This window comes from Propionicimonas sp. T2.31MG-18 (assembly GCF_964266745.1).
Classification (GTDB): domain Bacteria; phylum Actinomycetota; class Actinomycetes; order Propionibacteriales; family Propionibacteriaceae; genus Propionicimonas.
Genome location: NZ_CAXWGX010000023.1, coordinates 291,279 through 307,951, shown reverse-complemented (window position 1 = coordinate 307,951; position 16,673 = coordinate 291,279). Strand labels below are relative to the sequence as shown.

Here is a 16,673-nt window from a genome sequence, read left to right as displayed (position 1 = left end):
GTTCGGTACTGAAGGTAGGACCACAGCGCCGGGGACGCCAGCGTGGTCACGGGGCCGGGTGCGCGGGACCGGGGCCCGGCGCCCCACGGTTGACGCCGGTAGCCGGTGCCCTAGCATGTGGCGATGCCCGTTCCCGCGATGTTCGACCGTGGCGCTGCGCACTACGACCTGCTGGTCGGGCTCAACCCCGGTTACCACGCCGAGTTGCGGCGCGCGGCCGTCGCCCTCGCCGAACGGACGACGTCCGCGAACGGCGGCCCGCGGGTGATCGACCTCGCCTGCGGCTCCGGCGCGTCCACCCGGGCTCTCCTGGACGCCCTCCCGGGCGCGACCGTGCGAGGCCTGGACGCCTCCGCGGGCATGCTCGCCCAGGCCCGCGCCAAGGAGTGGCCGGACGGCGTGCGGTTCGAGGAGGCCACCGCCGGCGCCCTCGACGTCGACGGGCTCGGACGCGGCCGGTGGGACGGCGTCCTCACCGCCTACCTGTACCGCAACGTCGCGGCCGCCGACCGCGCCCGCGCCCTGGCCGAGGTGTTCGCCCTGCTCGCGCCGGGATCGTGGCTCGTCGTCCAGGAGTACTCGGTGCGCGGCCGCAGGGAGGCGCGCTGGCGCTGGAACGCGGTCTGCTGGCTGGGCATCATCCCGCTGGGCGTCCTGCTCGACCGGAACCTCGGCCTGTACACCTACCTGTGGCGCAGCGTGCTCGACTTCGATTCCGTCCAGGAGTTCGGCGACCGGCTGGCCGCCGCGGGCTTCGTCGACATCGCCCGCCACGACGCGGACGGGTGGCAGCGCGGCATCCTGCACACCTTCGTCGCCCGCAAGCCCGGTGAGGGACCGGCCCGGGAGGAGGGCCGGGGCGCGACGGACGGCCGGTAGGTCGCTCGGGCTAGGGGCGCCGACCGCCGGTCGGGGTGCCGTCGGCCCACCGCCGCAGTGCCGCGGCCACGGCGTGCTCGAGGTTCTCCGGCCCGTCGGCGAGGGCGGTGGCGAGGTCGGCGGTGGCGGGCGTGATGGGCACGATCGCGGCGAAGCCGGCCCGCAGGAGCGCGTCCTCGCCGTCCCCCACCCGTCCCGCGAACGCCATCACCGGCACGCCGTGACGGGCCGCGACGGCCGCGACGCCGGCCGGGGCCTTGCCGGCCAGCGTCTGGGCGTCGATCGCCCCCTCGCCGGTCAGGACGAGGTCGGCCCCGGCGACGGCCTGCTCCAGGCGCGCGGCCTCTGCCACGACCTCGACGCCGGCGCGCCGGTGGGCGCCCAGGCTCAGGAAGGCCGCGCCGAGGCCGCCCGCCGCACCGGCGCCCGGCAAGTGCCGGACGTCGGGCAGGCCCGCGCGGGTGAGGGCGTCGGCCACCCGCGCCGCGATCGCGTCCAGGACCGGCACCTGCACAGGCGTGGCGCCCTTCTGCGGGGCGAACACGGCCGCGGCCCCCTGCGGCCCGAGAAGGGGGTTGGTGACGTCGCAGGCGAGGTCGATGCGGGTCGCGCGCACCCTCGGTTCGAGGCCGGACAGGTCGACGCGGTCGAGCCGGGCCAGCCCCGAAGGGGTGGGGTCCAGAGGGAGGCTGTCGGCGTCCAGCCACCGGGCGCCGAGCCCGGCCAGCAGGCCCGCACCCGCGTCGCTCGTGCCCGTCCCGCCGAGGCCGACGACGAGCCGGGTCGCGCCCTGGTCGAGGGCGTCCCGCACCAGGGCGGCCACACCGCGGGAGGTGGACGCCATCACGTCCCTCTCGCCGGGCGGGACGAGTCCCAGCCCGATCACTGAGGCCACCTCGATCACGGCCAGACCATCCGCCGTCAGGCCGTAGCGGGCCTCGACCGGCCGTCCCCGGTGGTCCCGGGTGCGGACGGTTCGCCAGCGTCCGTCGAGGGCGGCGACGAGCGCGTCCGCCGTCCCCTCGCCGCCGTCGGCCATGGGAATCTCGCGGCACACCGCGTCCGGGAAGACCGCGCGCACGCCGTCCGCCATCGCCGCCCCCGCCCGCGCTGCCGTCATCGACTCCTTGAACGAGTCCGGGGCGAGGACGACCGTCAACGTCCGTCCCTCGCCTCCTCGCACCGCCCCAGACAAGCACAGCGCCCCCCGCTTGTCGACGCCCGGCGTCCGCCCTCCCGCTCGCGTCCCCCCCTCCCCCCCAACTCCGTTCCCGCCCCCGAGTGCAACTCCTGCTACCGGAATTCCGGGAGCAGGAGTTGCACTCGGCAGCGGAAACGGGCGGTGAGGCGGACGGACGGGCGGCACGCGACCGATCGCCTCACCCGTCCGTCCTCCGTTCGCTGCCGAACGCAACTGTTGCCCCCGGAATTCCGGGGGCAACAGTTGCGTTCGGGGGCAGGAACCGGGATGGGGTGGCGGCTAGACGCCCAGGCGGCTGCGGCGGATGAGCTCGCCGTCGGTGTAGTTCGCGGTCGGGACGTGGCCCGGCAGCGGCAGGATGCGCTCGTGGATGGCGTCCACGATCCACTCCGGCTGCGGGAAGAACAGGTCCTCCAGCTCCGGCGCGGGCGTGATGTGGTTGCGGGCGCCGACCACGACGACCGGGGCGTCCAGGGCGTCGAAGGCGAGGTTCTGGATGTCGCTGGCGACGGTCTGGAGGAACGAGCCGCGGGTGACGGCGTCCGAGGCAAGGACGAGGCGTCCGGTCCGGCGCACCGACTCGAGCACGGTGGTGTAGTCCAGCGGCGCGACGAACCGCAGGTCGATCACCTCTGCCGACACCCCGTACTTCTCCTGGAGCTGGTCGGCGGCCTCGAGCGCCCGGTAGAGCGTCGCGCCGAGCGTCGCGATGGTCACGTCGGTGCCCGCACGGCGGACGACGGGCTGGCCCTCGGGGGTCTCGTAGTACCCCTCCGGCACACCGTCGGCCTCGAACTGCTCGCCGATGTCGTAGAGCAGCTGGGACTCCAGGAACACCACCGGGTCGGTGCCGGCCAGGGCGAGGTTGAGCATGCCCTTGGCGTCGGTCGGCGTGGCCGGGAAGTACACCTTCAGGCCCGGGATGTGGGCCACGAGCGCCGCCCAGTCCTGCGAGTGCTGCGCGCCGTACTTGTTGCCCACGCTCACCCGCAGCACGAGCGGCATCGTCAGCAGGCCGGCCGACATCGACTGCCACTTGGCCATCTGGTTGAACACCTCGTCGCCGGCGCGGCCGAGGAAGTCGCAGTACATGAGCTCGACGACCGCCCGTCCGCCCGACAGCGCGTAGCCGACGCCCGCACCGACGATCGCCGCCTCGGAGATCGGGGAGTTGAACAGCCGCCGGTACGGCAGCAGCTCGGTGAGCCCACGGTAGACGGCGAACGCGCCGCCCCAGTCACGGTTCTCCTCGCCCCAGGCACACAGGGTCGGGTCGACGCTGTACCGGTGCGCCATGGCCTCGAACAGGCCGTCGCGGAACTGGTACATCTTCACCTTCGACACCGGCTTGCCGTCGGCGTCCTTCGCGGTCCGGATCTTCTTCGCGATCGCCTTGACCCGCGCGTTCTCGGCCAGCGGCTCGGACAGCTCCGGCTCCTCACCGTCGCCGAAGGCCTCCACGTGCCCGTTGGAGAGCATCTTCGACTCCACATAGGTGGCGTCGACCCGCTCGAGGTCGTCGCTGGACGCCAGCGCGAGCACCTTGGTCAGCCGCTCGACGATGCGTGCGTGCAGGTCCTCGACGGCGGTCTTCGACAGCACCTTCTTGCTGACCAGGAGGTCGGAGAAGCTGGTGATCGAGTCGGCGGCCTCCCAGGCCTCGATCTCGTCGCGCGTGCGGTAGCTGGACGCGTCCGAGGGGCTGTGGCCGGAGATGCGGTACGTGATCGTGTCGAGCAGGACGGGGCCGCGCCCGGCGAGCAGGAGCTCCTTCTTGCGGGCGATCGCGTCGGCCACGGCGAGCGGGTCGTAGCCGTCCACCCGCTCGGCGTGCATGGCCTCGGGGTTCACGCCGGCGCCCACCCGGGCGAGCACGTCGTAGCCCATGGTCTCGCCGTCGGTCTGGCCGCCCATGCCGTAGAAGTTGTTGAAGAAGTTGAAGAGGATCGGCGGGTTGCCGCCGTCCTCGGTGCGCCACAGCTGGCGGAACTGGTCCATCGCGGCGAAGGTCATGGCCTCCCACACCGGCCCGCAGCCCATGGACGCGTCGCCGATGTTGGCGATCACGATGCCCGGACGCCGGTTGACCCGCTTGAACAGCGCGGAGCCGTTGGCGATCGGCGCGGAGCCGCCGACGATCGCGTTGTTGGGCATGGAGCCGAACGGGGTGAAGAAGGCGTGCATCGAGCCGCCCATGCCACGGTTGAACCCGACCTTGCGGGCGAAGATCTCCGCGAGCGTGCCGAACAGGATGAAGTTTTCGCTCAGCTCCTCCGCGCTGTCGTAGCCGATCTTCTCCGCGTAGCGCAGGGTGTCGCCGCCGAGGAAGCCGCTCATCACGTCCGAGAGCTTCCCCGCGTCCATCTTGCGGGCGGCGGAGAAGCTCTTGGCGAGGATCTCCCCGTGGCTGCGGTGGGAGCCGAAGATGTAGTCGTCGGCGTCGAGCTCGGCCGCCTGGCCGACCGCAGAGGCCTCCTGGCCCATCGACAGGTGCGCAGGGCCCTTGTGGTTGTACTCGATGCCCTGCCAGCCTCCGGTGGTCTTGATCGAGTTCAGCATCGACTCGAACTCGCGGATCGCCAGCATGTCGTGCAGCATCGCGACCAGGCCGTCGGCGCCGTAGCGCTTCTTCGCCGCGGTGAAGTCCTGGCGGTACGCGTTCACCGGAATCGGCGGCACGGTGATCGTCGAGGGCTTGCGGACCTCGGCCGGGTTCACGTTCAGTGACTTGGGCATGTCTTCCTTCTGTCGTTTCTTCAGTCGTTCTTGATGGCCCACGCGGCTTCGCGGATGCCCTCGGAGACGGTCGGGTGGGGGAACACGACCTGGCGCAGGTCGTCGACGGTGAGCTCGGTCTCGAGCACGGTCGCCGCGCCCCAGATCGTCTCGGGCGCGTACGTGCCGAGCATGTGGACGCCGAGTACCGCGCGCGTGCGCCGGTCGGCGATGAGCTTGACCGCCCCCGGTCCGCGCACGCCGTTCTCGGCGACGAAGCGCCCGGACACCGCCAGCGGCACGGTCGCGGTGAGGACGTCGTGGCCGCGCGTCCGCGCCTGGGCCTCGGTGAGGCCGACGCCGGCGGCCTCGGGCATCGAGTAGACCGCCCACGGGATGGTGTCGGTGCGCAGGCGCTGGCCCGCCCGCGCGGCGGCCACCGGGTCGATGATGTGCGCGGCGGCGATCTCGCCCATCCGGTACGCGGCGTGGGCGAGAAGGCTGCGTCCGGTCAGGTCGCCGACCGCCCAGGTGCGAGGGAGGTTCGTGCGCATGGTGTCGTCGACGACGACGCCGCGGGGCCCGACCTCGAGGCCCGCCTCGGCGGCGCCCCAGCCGTCCACGAGCGGACGCCGCCCGACGGCCATCAGCACGAGGTCGGCCTCTGAGCGCTGCTCGACCCCCTTGGCGTCGGTGTAGACCACCGTCCCGCCCTCGATGGCGGTCACCCGGCAGCCGAGGTGGAAGGTGACGCCGGAGAGGGCCTTCCGCAGGCGCCCGGCGAGGTCGTCGTCCATGAACGGGACGATCTCGGGCAGCATCTCGATCACCTCGACGTGGGAGCCGAAGGCCGCGAAGAGGGAGGCGAACTCGACGCCGATCACGCCACCGCCGATGACCGCCAGCCGCCTGGGCACAGCCTCGACGGCGAGCAGCCCGGTCGAGTCGACCACCAGCGGGTTGTCCTCGGCCCCCGGGATGGGCGGCATCACCGGCACAGAGCCGGTTGCCAGGATGACGTGGTCGGAGGTGCGGCGCACGCCCTCGACCTCCACCACGCCGGGCGCGAGGAAGGTCCCGTGGGCCCGCACGACCTCGACCCCGGCGCGCTTCTCCGCGGCGCCGACGCCGGCGACCAGCTTGCCGACGACGTCCGCCTTCCACGCCTGGACGGTCGGCCAGTCGTAGGTGACGTCGGTTGCGGTCACCCCGTACGTGGCGGAGTGCCGGGCGTGCTCGTACAGCTTCGCGGAGTTCAGCAGGCTCTTGGTCGGGATGCAGCCCACGTTCAGGCAGGTGCCGCCCAGGGACTCCTTCTCGACCAGCAGCACCTTCCGGCCCTCGTGGCCCAGCCTCTCGGCGGCGATGTAGCCACCGGGACCGCCGCCGAGGACGATCACGTCATAGTCAGCCATCAGTGTCTTTCCTTGTCAGGGCGTTCAGCCGAGCACGGTGAGGTCGATGTCGGCCACCGCGGCGCACAGGTCCTTGAGGTAGCGGGCCGCGTCCGCCCCGTCGATCACCCGGTGGTCCGCGGTGAGCGAGAACCCGATCCGCTGCTCCGCGCCGACCGTGCCGTCGGGGTTGACCACCGCGCGCGGGAAGATCGCGTCCACGCCCAGGATCGCCACCTGCGGCACGTTCAGCAGCGGCGTGAACGACTCGATGCCGAAGGCACCGAGGTTGCTCACCGTGAAGGTCGCCCCGCCGAGCAGGTCAGGGCTGATCGAGCCCCCGATCGCGTCGAGCGCGAGCTGCTTGGACCTCTTCGAGAAGTCGCGCAGCGTGAGGGTCTCGGCGAACCGCAGGGTCGGGACGAGGAGGCCGCGCGGGGTGTCGACCGCCATGCCCAGGTGCACGCTGGCGAAGGTGCGCAACGTGTTGTCCTCCAGGTGGGCGTTCACCACGGCGTGCCGGGCCAGCGTCCGCACCGCGGCGTAGCCGACCAGGTCGCCCACCGTCACGGCGGCGAGCTCGGCGTCCGCCGCACCCTTGAGGCGCGCGCGCAGCGCCAGGAGGCCGGCCGCGGGCGCGGTGGCGGTGTAGGTCAGCTGCGCGGAGGTGGCCAGGGAGTTCATCATCCGGTCCGAGATCACCTTGCGGATGCCCTTGAGCGGGGTGTCGGTGAACGCGCCGGGGAACTCCGCCGGTGCGACTGCCGCCGGGGCAGCCGGGACCTCCACGCCGGCGGGAGCTGCAAGGTCGGCGCGGGTGACCCGTCCGCCGATGCCGGTACCGGCCGCACCGGGAACGAAGCCCTCGGCCTGGGCGCGGGCACCGGGCGTGAGGCCCGGGCCGGCCGCCATGGCCGCCTGGACGTCCCTCTCGATCACGCGGCCGTGGGGGCCGGTGCCGGCGAGCGCCGCCGCCGCGATCCCCTGGCTGGACGCGAGGGCGCGTGCGCGCGGCGAGACCGCCCCGGAGGGGACGGCGGACGCGACCGGCGCCGCTGCTGCGGCGAGCGGCTCGGGCGCGGGCTCCGGCACCGCCGGTGCATCGCTGGTCGACACCTCGCCCGCCTCACCGGTCGTGACGGGCGGCAGGCCGGCGCCGGCGAGGAACTCCTCGACGTTCTCCCCCGGCTCGCCGACCACGACGATCGGCTGCTTCACCGGCACGTCGTCGCCCTCCTCGGCGAGGAGCGCGAGCACCGTCCCGGACACGCCGGCGGGCACCTCCATCGACGACTTGTCGGTCTCGATCTCGCACAGCAGCGTGGAGGCGTCGACGACGTCGCCGACCCCGACCAGCCAGGTGGTGACCAGGCAGGACTCCACCGTGTTGCCGAGCTGCGGCATGACGACGACCTGAGCCATGGGTGTTGTTCTCCTCGTGTTCTAGACGAAGCGGGCGCGCACGCCGCTGCTGTTGAGTTCTGCCTGGTCGGACGCGGCCAGGCGGGTGTCGGTGATCACGCCTTGCAGGTCGGGCAGGTCCATCACCCGCACGAAGCCTGCCCGGCCGTACTTGGAGGAGTCGGCGACCAGCCACGACTCGGTGGCGCGGGCCCGCATCGCGCGGATCACCTCCGCGCCCTCGGAGAAGGCCGTGGTGAGCCCCCGCTCCACGCTGAAGCCGTCCGTGCCGAAGAAGGCGAGGCGGACGTTGAAGTCCTCGATCGTGCGCAGCGCCACGGGACCCACCATCGACTCGCTGGTGCGGTGGAACGTCCCGCCGGTGAGCACCACCGTGAGGTTCGGGTACAGCCGCGCGTGGCGCACAACGAGGGTGGAGTTGGTCAGGATCCGGACGCCGCGGCGCGCGCCCAGGTGGCTGACGATCTCCGCGCAGGTGGTGCCGGCCTCGATCATGATCAGGTCGTCGTCGCCCACCAGTTCGGCGGCCGCCGAGCCGATGCGGGCCTTCTCCCCGGCGTGCTGGAGCTGGCGTTCGAGGACGTTGCGGTAGCCGGTGGCCTCCGCGCCGCCGTGGGTGCGGGCCAGCAGCCCGCGGTCCTCAAGGTTGCGCAGGTCGGTGCGGATCGTGACCTCGGACACCCCCAGGTCGCGCGAGAGGCCCGCGACCGTCACCGATCCCTCCCGGGCAAGGCGCGTCAGGATCGAGGACTCGCGCTCACCGCGCTCGATCGCCATCGACCGGTCCTTTCGATTAGCTTTCGTTTTGGGCCTTATACCGATTCAATCATAAGCAGTCGCTGCTCTGCCCCGCAACCCGTCTCGGATCGCCGCGGGAACAACTCCACCGGACGACCGCACGCAGCGAGCCCCCGGCGGTGGAGTGACCGCCAGGGGCTCGGAGCGGGCGAAGGGAGTGGGCAGAGGCGACGGGCCGGACGGCCCGCCGGATCAGGACGCGGTGGCCAGCAGGGCCGCCTCGGCCTCGTTGGTCCAGCGGGTGCCGTCCATGGCTGCGGCGACGGCGGGCAGCCGTTCGGCGAGCTCGTCCAGACGCACCATGCCGAGGTCGGGGAGCATCGGGTAGACCATGATCTTGCCGCCGGAGGTGCGGTTGTTGACGCTCTCGATGGCCTCGGCCACCCCCGCCATGCCGGTCACGGCCCACAGCGAGACGTTGGTGTCCAGCTGCCCGGACTCCACCTTCGCCAGCATCGTCTTCATGTCCTGGATCCGGGAACCGGACGTCCCCACCAGGTAGATGCCCTTCGTGGCGATCGCGGTGAGGTCGAGATCGGCCATCGTGCCGATGGCGAAGCCCGCGAACGCGTTCACGATCGCGCCCTCGGTGGCGATGTCGACCGCCTGGGCGATGAGGAACGGCGCCGGCACCATCGCGGCGATGTAGGTGTAGCCGGGTTCCAGCGGCTCGGTCCGGCTGTTCCGGAACGTCGCGGGGACGCCGTTGGCCTCGGCGACGGGCGCCACGACCGCCGCGAGGTGGGCGAGCCGGGCGTCGTCGACGTCGACGGCGTCCATCGAGATGCCCGGAACGCCGCTGACCGCCGTGCGGACGGTGTGCATCAGGCCCATCGGACCCGCGGCCCCGACGATCGCGATCCGCTCGCCGTCCCGCAGTTCGCACTGCGCGGGGATCCGGGCGTAGCCGTGCGCCGCGTCGTCCCCTGCGGTCCCGGTGTAGCGGATCAGGTCGTAGTGGACGCGTCCGACGTCGATCTTCACCGGGCGGGAGAAGGCGCCGCCGCACAGCACGACGTCGAGCACGCCGCCGAAGCCCAGCTTCGGCCCGAGCGCCTCGACCACGTCGGCGTCGGAGCCGGCGTAGACGATGTCGTCGAAGGTGCCCTCCACCTCGTCCAGGGACCCTGCGCGGACCGCACCGGGCACGTCGAGCGCACCGACAACGGTGATCGAGGAGGGGGTGGCCTGCGCCAGCAGGTCATCGATGCCACGGACGGCGTCCGCGACCACGAGCAGCCGGCCGCCCTCCCGCAGGTGGCAGCGCTCGCCCCAGGCGTAGGCCGCCTCGACGCAGGCCCACGGTTCGATCAGGGCGACCGCGGAGGCCGACGGCCCCTCGCTGACCGGGATCAGGAACCGCTCGCCGGTGGCCGGGTCCATGATCACGCGCTCGTCGAGCACGACGTACTCCTGGAGCGCCCCCTCGAAGTTGTAGCCGAAGGCAGCGTTCGAGCTGGCCGTGGGCAGGTGGCGGTAGTCGGTCTGCACCAGCACCCGCTCCCCCACCCGGTGGTGGCGCACCTGCGAACCGACGGCGACGATCCGTCCGACCGGCTCGTGGCCCGGGACGATCGGCTGGGCGCCGGGGCGGTAGCTGGGGATCCCCGCGAGCTCGTCCGCGCCCAGTCCGCTGAGCACCTCGCTCTTGCGCGGGTGGTTGGTGAAGGCGTGCAGCAGCTTGGTGTCGGAGAAGCAGATGCCGCAGGCCTCGGACTTCAGCAGCACCTGGGTCGGCCCCAGGGGGTACATGGCCTTGGCCTCGTTGTGCACCACCTGGTCGGGGCCCACGAACTGGATCGCGTGCTGGGTGGCGGGGAATTGGGTCACGTGCCTCTCCTCAGTTGAGCATGTTCTGGCCACCGGTGACGGGCACCGCCTGGCCGGTCTCGTACGTCTGTTCCACGATGTAGTACACGGCCTTCGCCAGGTCGGACGGCAGGCAGCCGCGGCCCATCGGCACCTTGGACTCGTAGGACCTCCGGACGTCCTCGACGGTCTGCGCGCCGGGCACCTTGCCCGCCCTGAGGTACTGGACGAAGAGCCCGCGCTCAGGGTCGGTCCACAGGGGGCCGTCGAGGTAGTTGCCCGGGCAGATCGCGTTCACCTTGATGCCGTACTCGATCAGTTCCAGCGCGAAGCTCTGGGTGAGCCCGATGCCGCCGAACTTCGAGCCGGCGTAGGCGAAGTTGCGCTTGGAACCCTCCAGGCCGGACTTGGAGTTGATCTCGATGATGTCGAACAGGGCGTCCGGACGGACGGCGTGCTGGGCGGCCATCACCGGGGCGGCAGCGCGGACGCCGAGGAAGTAGCCGCGGTAGTTCACGTTGGTGACGAGGTCGAAGTCGGCCACCGGCTGGGTCATCACGCCCTCCGCGCGCAGCACGCCGGCGTTGGAGATGAACACGTCCAGGCCGCCGAACAGCGCCACCACCTGCGAGATCGCGTCGAGCTGGGACTGCTCGTCGGCCACGTTCACCTGCACCGCGACCGCGCGCCCGGCGCCATGGCGGGCGCTCAGCTCGGCGGCGTTCCTCGCGGCGAGCTCGACGTTGAGGTCGGCCAGCACGACCTGGGCACCCTCGGCCAGCAGTTCCGTGGTGATCCCCAGCCCGAAGCCCTGGGCAGCGCCGGTCACCACGACGACCTTGCCGTCCATCCGCCCGGCCCGGGCGCCGGCGGCCATCGCCTTCCGGTAGCTCTCGGCCTCCCAGTTCTCGATGAACCCGCGCTCGGCGGCGTCCATGCAGCGGACGGTGCCGATGCGCTCGGCGTCCCTCGCGACGCGCAGCGCGTCGGTGAAGGTGGCCAGCGCGGTCTGCGCTGCGCCGAGGTCGGCGCCCGCGCCGAAGGCGACCAGCCCCGGCACGACCGCGATCACGGGGTCCTTGCCGTGGCGCACCCGGTAGGCCTCAACCGCGGCCACGACCTCCGCGGCGGTGTCGCCACCGGCGGTCGGGGCGAGCACGAGGGGAAGGGAGCCCGCGTAGACGATCTGGTCGGGGATCAGCGGACCGCCGGTGAGGATCTCCTCGCCGGCCGGCGTCGTGGTCACCGCGCGCACCAGGTCGGAGGCGTCGGAGGTGACCACCGCCAGCCGGTCGGCGGTGCCGAGCAGCCCGCGGAGAGTCGGGGCGACGACGTTCACCAGAGCGGTCAAGGAACCCCGGTCGAGCGGTTCGGCCACCGGCGCGGCGGTGGCGTCGATGGCGGAGGCGATCGCCCCGGTCAGCCGCTCCGCCCGCTCGGTGAGCTCCGCGGCCGAGTTGCCGGAGACGATGATGCCGTGGTTGCCGAGCAGCGTGATGCCCGGTGCCGGACGCCCGGTGCGCGCGGTGTAGGCGTCGCGGACCCTCTCGACCTCGCGCGCCAGGGGCACGCCCGGGTCGGTGTAGGGCACGAACACCGCGTCATCACCGAGCAGGCGGGCGGCGAGCGCCTCCGCGTCGGCGTTGCAGGTCAGCGCGTTGGCGACCAGCGGGTGGGTGTGCAGCACCAGGGCGTCGGGGATGAGCGCGTGGAAGAGGATCTCCACGCTCGGACGGCGTCCGCCCGGGGCGTCCACGAGCGCCTTCGCCGCGGCGGCCTGGACCGGGTCACCCTCGACGGGCTCGTCGGAGTGCAGGGCATCGAGCAGGACGTCGGTGCGCAGGCCGACCAGGTCGGCGGCGGTGAGCGTGGCCAGCGGGACGCCGCTGGGCTTGATCCGCAGGACCCCGTCCACCTTCACCGAGGCGTTGCCGCCGCCCGCCCGCGAGTACTCGGGATCGGCCCCGAAGGCGTTCGCGACCGAGATGAGCTCTTCGACCAGGTTCACCGCTGCTCCTGCTTCCTCGTGATCAGCCCGGCGCCCAGGGCGACCAGGTCGCCGGTGGGGACGTCGGTGCGCCCACCGGTGGAATCAACGTAGCCCGGACGCCCCGCGGCCACCTCGTGCTGGTGGGCGGCGACCACGCAGGTCGCCTCCCAGAACGCCCGCCGGGCGACGTCGGAGACGGGGCCGTCGACGCAGGCCACCTCGATCGGGATCCGGTCGAGCGTATTGTGCTCCGTGCCGCCCATCACGATGATGCCGGCGTCGGTGAAGGCCTTCACGTAGGCGTCCACGCACGCGGAGGTGTTGCGGATCGGGATCAGTTCCGCGGCGTGGATGCCGCGCTCCAGGAGGGCGGACGCGAGTCGCGTCGCCGGCTCCTCGAACGGGCAGACCGGACTCACCCCGTCGGCCAGCGTCGGGTAGGTGGGGATGCCGTCCATCTCGAGCACGTAGCGGTACGCGTCGCCGAAACCCAGCGGCACCTCGGCGACGAAGCCGGGGGTGCCCACCTTGATCAGCCGGGAACGGAGCTCTCCCTGGAGCGCCACCGGGTCGTCGGTGTCGACCTTCGACGGGCCGCCGTAGGCGCGCTCCAGCACGGCGCAGCGCTCGGACACCGGCAGCGCGGCCAGCGCACGCTGGAAGGCCTGCGCGACGTGGCGCTCCTGGAGCGACACCCACTCCACCGGCACGCCCGCGGAGGCGGCGACGTCCGCGGCCACCAGGGAGGCGGTGAGGCCGGTGTCGAGGCCGCACTCGGCGAACCAGGTCGCCAGCTTCGCCACCATCTCCGTTGCCCGCCGGTCGTTGCCCTGCCGGATCTCCGTGGCGATCCGCGCGGCCACCGCGGACTTCTCCCGGAACGGGGAGATGCCCTTGCCGCACAGGTACATGCGGCCCGGGTTGGCCGGGTCGTTCACCCGGATGCCGGCGGCGGCCAGCTCGTCGTCGAGGGTGATGAACTCCAGCCCGTACAGCGGCACGATGCCGGCCGCTGTCGCCTGCTCGGCGAAGCGCGCGTACACCTGCTGGTCGAAGAAGTTGGAGATGCCGACCGCTCCGGCGTCCTCGGCGGCCGCCGCGGAGACGGCGTCCTCGACGGTACGGAAAGCGGAGAAGTTCGGCGGGAAGTGGACGTGGGTGTTCACCACGGGGAAGTGCTCCCCAGCGGCACCCGGGACGTCGGCGTCAGTCATCTGCAGTACCTGTCCTGCTCTGCGGACGGCCTCGGCGCCATCCTGTTTGTAACGATTCAAGAGCGTAGCACGGTTGCGTGACCCGCGGCAGGCGTCCTGACGCGCGGGCTGCCGGCGGCGTCCGGCGCCGTCCAGCAGAAATCGATCTCAGATTGATTACGATTCGCCCACGTCGCGTGACAAGCATCCGCTACCCTCCCTACGATACAGAAATCGATTTCTCAGATGGAGGCAACGATGCTGCTCAATCTGGATCCGGTGCTCACCGGCCAGTTGCTGCTCGCGCTGGACGAAATGGGCCACGGCAACGCCGTGGTGATCGCCGATGCCCACTTCACCGCCGCGGCGCTGGCGAAGAAGCACCTGGTCGACCTGCCCGGGCTGAGCTCGCCGCGGGTGCTGACCGCGATCCGCTCGGTCCTCGTGCCGGACACCTACGGGCCCACGCTCGACCTCATGGAGTGCCCCGAGGGCCTCCAGCCGGTGCAGGAGGAACTCATCGAGGCCGCGAGGCTGGACGGGGAGCCGTACCGGCTGATCGAGCGCTTCGCGTTCTACGACATGGCGGCGGAGGCCGAGCTGATCATCCGGACCGGCGAGACCCGGATCTACGGCAACGCGATCTTCCGCAAGGGCGTGACCCCGGTGATGCCCGCATGACCACCACCGAGACCGCACCCGCCCCGGGCGTGCACGATCCCGACCTGCTGCTGCAGGTCGAGGGGGTCGGCAAGACGTTCCCGGGCGTGAAGGCGCTCGAGGGCATGCGCCTCGACCTCCGCAAGGGCGAGGTGCTCGGCCTGGTCGGCGAGAACGGCGCCGGCAAGTCCACCCTGATGAAGCTGCTCACCGGCATCTACACCAAGGAGGAGGGCGAGTTCTGGATCAACGGGCAGCCCCTCACCGCCAGCACGCCGAAGGAGGCGCAGGAGGCCGGGCTGTCGATCATCCACCAGGAGCTCAACCTGGTGCCGCACCTCAGCGTCGCGGAGAACATCTGGCTGGGCCGCGAGCCCGTCAGCGGCGGGTTCTTCACCCGCCCCGGGGCGCAGGTGCGCCAGACCCGCGAGCTGCTGGAGCGCCTCGAGATGAACCTCGACCCGAAGGCGCTGGTGTCCAGCCTGACCGTCGCCAAGCAGCAGATGGTCGAGATCGCGAAGGCGCTGTCCTTCGAATCCACCAAGGTCCTGATCATGGACGAGCCCACCGCGGCCCTGAACGACGCGGAGGTCGACCAGCTGCACGAGCTCATCCGGCGGTTCATCACCCCGGAAACCGGCGTCGTGTACATCTCCCACCGCATGGCGGAGCTCAAGCGCATCGCCGACCGCATCACCGTGATCCGCGACGGCCACTACATCGACACCATGCCGATGGCCGAGACCAGCCTGGACGACGTCATCTCCAAGATGGTGGGACGCGCGATCAACACCGGCGCCCGCCCGCAGAACGTGCGGCTGGACCGCCCGGTGGTGCTGAAGGTGTCCCACCTGTCGACCAAGGCGCTGCTGAAGGACGTCAGCTTCGAGCTGTACAAGGGCGAGGTCCTCGGGTTCGCCGGGCTGATGGGTGCCGGACGCACCGAGGTCGCCCGGGCGCTGGTCGGCGCGGACCCCATCGTCTCCGGCGAGGTGGTCCTCAACGGCAAGGCCGTGACGATCCACTCCCCCTCCGCCGCCGCTGCCCACGGCATCGGCTACCTGTCCGAGGACCGCAAGCGGCTGGGGCTGATGCTGCCGCTGTCGGTCTCGCACAACATCGCGATCAGCTCGATGGGCGAGCGGTTCTCCCGGGCCGGGTTCGTCAACGACAAGGCGATGCGGGCCTCCGCCGAGGAGTCGCGCACGCTGCTGCGGATCAAGACACCGTCGGTGAACCAGCTCGTCAAGTACCTCTCCGGCGGCAACCAGCAGAAGGCGATCGTCGCGCGCTGGCTCGTCAAGGACTGCGACATCCTGATCTTCGACGAGCCCACCCGCGGCATCGACGTCGGCGCGAAGGAAGAGATCTACCAGCTGCTCAACCAGCTGGCCGAGCAGGGCAAGTCGATCATCATGATCAGCTCCGAGCTGCCCGAGGTGCTGCGGATGTCCCACCGAGTGATCGTCATGGCCGACGGCCGGATCACCGGGATCCTCCCGGCGGACGACGCCACCCAGGAGGCGATCATGCGCCTCGCAACCCATCGCGACGACGCGATCCACCACGTGACCGAGAAAGCAGAGCACTGATGTCCACTCCCACCCCGGCGACCGAGCCCGCCCCGAAGATCGCCAGGATCTCCTGGCGCGAGCGAGTCCAGCAGCTGATGGCGCTGGCCGGCCTCGTGCTGATCTTCACGGTGTTCTCCGTCGCCAGCCCGCAGATCTTCCCGCAGTACTCGAACGTGACGACGATCCTGTTCTCGACCACCGTCGTCGGCCTGCTGTCCCTCGCGGCCACCCTGGTCATCATCACCAGCGGCATCGACCTGTCGGTCGGTACGGCGATGACGCTCGCGGCGGTGATGTCGGCGACGTTCATCGTGAACTGGCACATCCCGGTGTGGCTCGGCATCATCATGACGATCCTCTTCGGCGGCCTGGTCGGCTTCGTGAACGGCTTCAACGTCGCCGTCCTGCGGCTGCCGCCGTTCATCGCGACCCTCGCGATGATGCTCGTCGCCCAGGGCCTGGCGCTCGTCATCTCCAACGCCCGGCCGATCTACTTCGATCCCACCGAGCACGCCGGCTACATCTGGCTCTCCACCGGCAGCATCATCCCGGGCACCCGGTTCCCGAACGCGGTCCTTGTGCTCGCGCTCGCCGCGGTGGTGGCCTACGTCCTGCTCAACAAGACCCTCCTGGGCCGCTACGACATCTCCATCGGCAGCAACGAGGAGGCGACCGCGCTGTCGGGCATCAACACCAAGAAGTGGCTGGTCGTCATCTACGCCGTGGCCGGGCTGTTCGTCGGCCTCGCCTCGATCATGATCTCGGCGCGCCTCGGGTCGGCCCAGCCGGCGACGGGCGCCGGCTACGAGCTGCAGGCGATCGCCGCGGTCGTCATCGGCGGCACGTCGCTGTCGGGCGGCAAGGGCACGATCGTCGGCACGATCATCGGCGCGCTGATCATCTCGGTCATCAACAACGGCCTCCAGATCCTCTCGGTCCGCCAGGAGTGGCAGAACGTGATCCTCGGCCTGGTGATCCTGATCGTCGTGTTCATCGACCAGCTGCGGGCCCGCCGCGCAGCAACCACCTGATCCCACC

12 protein-coding genes are annotated in these 16,673 nt (G+C 71.4%); 4 read left to right on the top strand and 8 right to left on the bottom strand.

The window, feature by feature from the left end:
* The first annotated feature begins 123 nt into the window (after positions 1–123).
* Positions 124–879, top strand: a complete 756-nt coding sequence (locus ACFQQJ_RS09425) for a class I SAM-dependent methyltransferase (protein ID WP_377105961.1) — start codon at positions 124–126, stop codon at positions 877–879.
* A gap of 10 nt (positions 880–889) precedes the next feature.
* Here the strand turns inward: ACFQQJ_RS09425 and ACFQQJ_RS09420 are convergent, their stop codons facing one another.
* The 8 genes from ACFQQJ_RS09420 to ACFQQJ_RS09385 form a co-directional block, all read right to left on the bottom strand.
* Positions 890–2,038 carry a glycerate kinase gene (locus tag ACFQQJ_RS09420; protein WP_377105959.1) on the bottom strand — a complete coding sequence of 383 codons (1,149 nt, stop codon included), beginning with the start codon at positions 2,036–2,038 and terminating at the stop codon, positions 890–892.
* A 321-nt stretch (positions 2,039–2,359) separates the two neighbouring features.
* Positions 2,360–4,816, bottom strand: coding sequence for a thiamine pyrophosphate-dependent enzyme (locus ACFQQJ_RS09415; RefSeq protein WP_377105957.1), 2,457 nt, complete (start codon positions 4,814–4,816; stop codon positions 2,360–2,362).
* A 20-nt stretch (positions 4,817–4,836) separates the two neighbouring features.
* The gene (lpdA, locus tag ACFQQJ_RS09410; RefSeq protein ID WP_377105956.1) at positions 4,837–6,210 is read right to left on the bottom strand and encodes a dihydrolipoyl dehydrogenase; all 1,374 of its coding nucleotides are present in this window, start codon (positions 6,208–6,210) and stop codon (positions 4,837–4,839) included.
* A 24-nt stretch (positions 6,211–6,234) separates the two neighbouring features.
* A complete protein-coding gene (locus tag ACFQQJ_RS09405) occupies positions 6,235–7,611 on the bottom strand; it encodes a dihydrolipoamide acetyltransferase family protein (protein WP_377105954.1) in 1,377 nt (458 codons plus the stop codon).
* 21 nt (positions 7,612–7,632) lie between these two features.
* A complete protein-coding gene (locus tag ACFQQJ_RS09400; RefSeq protein WP_377105952.1) occupies positions 7,633–8,388 on the bottom strand; it encodes a DeoR/GlpR family DNA-binding transcription regulator in 756 nt (251 codons plus the stop codon).
* A gap of 213 nt (positions 8,389–8,601) precedes the next feature.
* Positions 8,602–10,239, bottom strand: coding sequence for an alcohol dehydrogenase catalytic domain-containing protein (locus ACFQQJ_RS09395; protein WP_377105950.1), 1,638 nt, complete (start codon positions 10,237–10,239; stop codon positions 8,602–8,604).
* A 10-nt stretch (positions 10,240–10,249) separates the two neighbouring features.
* Positions 10,250–12,226, bottom strand: a complete 1,977-nt coding sequence (locus ACFQQJ_RS09390; RefSeq protein WP_377105948.1) for an SDR family NAD(P)-dependent oxidoreductase — start codon at positions 12,224–12,226, stop codon at positions 10,250–10,252.
* Positions 12,223–13,422 carry a hypothetical protein gene (locus tag ACFQQJ_RS09385; RefSeq protein ID WP_377105946.1) on the bottom strand — a complete coding sequence of 400 codons (1,200 nt, stop codon included), beginning with the start codon at positions 13,420–13,422 and terminating at the stop codon, positions 12,223–12,225. The genes ACFQQJ_RS09390 and ACFQQJ_RS09385 overlap by 4 nt, the downstream gene beginning before the upstream one ends.
* Before the next feature lie 225 nt (positions 13,423–13,647).
* Between ACFQQJ_RS09385 and ACFQQJ_RS09380 the strand changes: the two genes are divergently transcribed.
* From ACFQQJ_RS09380 to ACFQQJ_RS09370, 3 genes are read left to right on the top strand one after another with little or no spacing between them, the layout of a single operon-like run.
* Positions 13,648–14,082, top strand: coding sequence for an RbsD/FucU family protein (locus ACFQQJ_RS09380; RefSeq protein WP_377105944.1), 435 nt, complete (start codon positions 13,648–13,650; stop codon positions 14,080–14,082).
* Complete coding sequence (locus ACFQQJ_RS09375; RefSeq protein ID WP_377105942.1) at positions 14,079–15,653, top strand: sugar ABC transporter ATP-binding protein; 1,575 nt, start codon at positions 14,079–14,081, stop codon at positions 15,651–15,653. Before ACFQQJ_RS09380 ends, ACFQQJ_RS09375 begins: the two co-directional genes overlap by 4 nt.
* Entirely contained in the window at positions 15,653–16,666 is a 1,014-nt protein-coding gene (locus ACFQQJ_RS09370) for an ABC transporter permease (RefSeq protein WP_377105940.1), read from the top strand. The genes ACFQQJ_RS09375 and ACFQQJ_RS09370 overlap by 1 nt, the downstream gene beginning before the upstream one ends.
* Positions 16,667–16,673: the final 7 nt, after the last annotated feature.

Excerpts from the sequence above, each read along its gene's own strand:
- ACFQQJ_RS09400 (WP_377105952.1), bottom strand. The coding sequence starts at position 8,388 with ATGGCGATCGAGCGCGGTGAGCGCGAGTCCTCGATCCTGACGCGCCTT.
- lpdA (WP_377105956.1), bottom strand. The coding sequence starts at position 6,210 with ATGGCTGACTATGACGTGATCGTCCTCGGCGGCGGTCCCGGTGGCTAC.
- ACFQQJ_RS09415 (WP_377105957.1), bottom strand. The coding sequence starts at position 4,816 with ATGCCCAAGTCACTGAACGTGAACCCGGCCGAGGTCCGCAAGCCCTCG.
- ACFQQJ_RS09370 (WP_377105940.1), top strand. The coding sequence starts at position 15,653 with ATGTCCACTCCCACCCCGGCGACCGAGCCCGCCCCGAAGATCGCCAGG.
- ACFQQJ_RS09385 (WP_377105946.1), bottom strand. The coding sequence starts at position 13,422 with ATGACTGACGCCGACGTCCCGGGTGCCGCTGGGGAGCACTTCCCCGTG.
- ACFQQJ_RS09425 (WP_377105961.1), top strand. The coding sequence starts at position 124 with ATGCCCGTTCCCGCGATGTTCGACCGTGGCGCTGCGCACTACGACCTG.
- ACFQQJ_RS09405 (WP_377105954.1), bottom strand. The coding sequence starts at position 7,611 with ATGGCTCAGGTCGTCGTCATGCCGCAGCTCGGCAACACGGTGGAGTCC.
- ACFQQJ_RS09380 (WP_377105944.1), top strand. The coding sequence starts at position 13,648 with ATGGAGGCAACGATGCTGCTCAATCTGGATCCGGTGCTCACCGGCCAG.
- ACFQQJ_RS09375 (WP_377105942.1), top strand. The coding sequence starts at position 14,079 with ATGACCACCACCGAGACCGCACCCGCCCCGGGCGTGCACGATCCCGAC.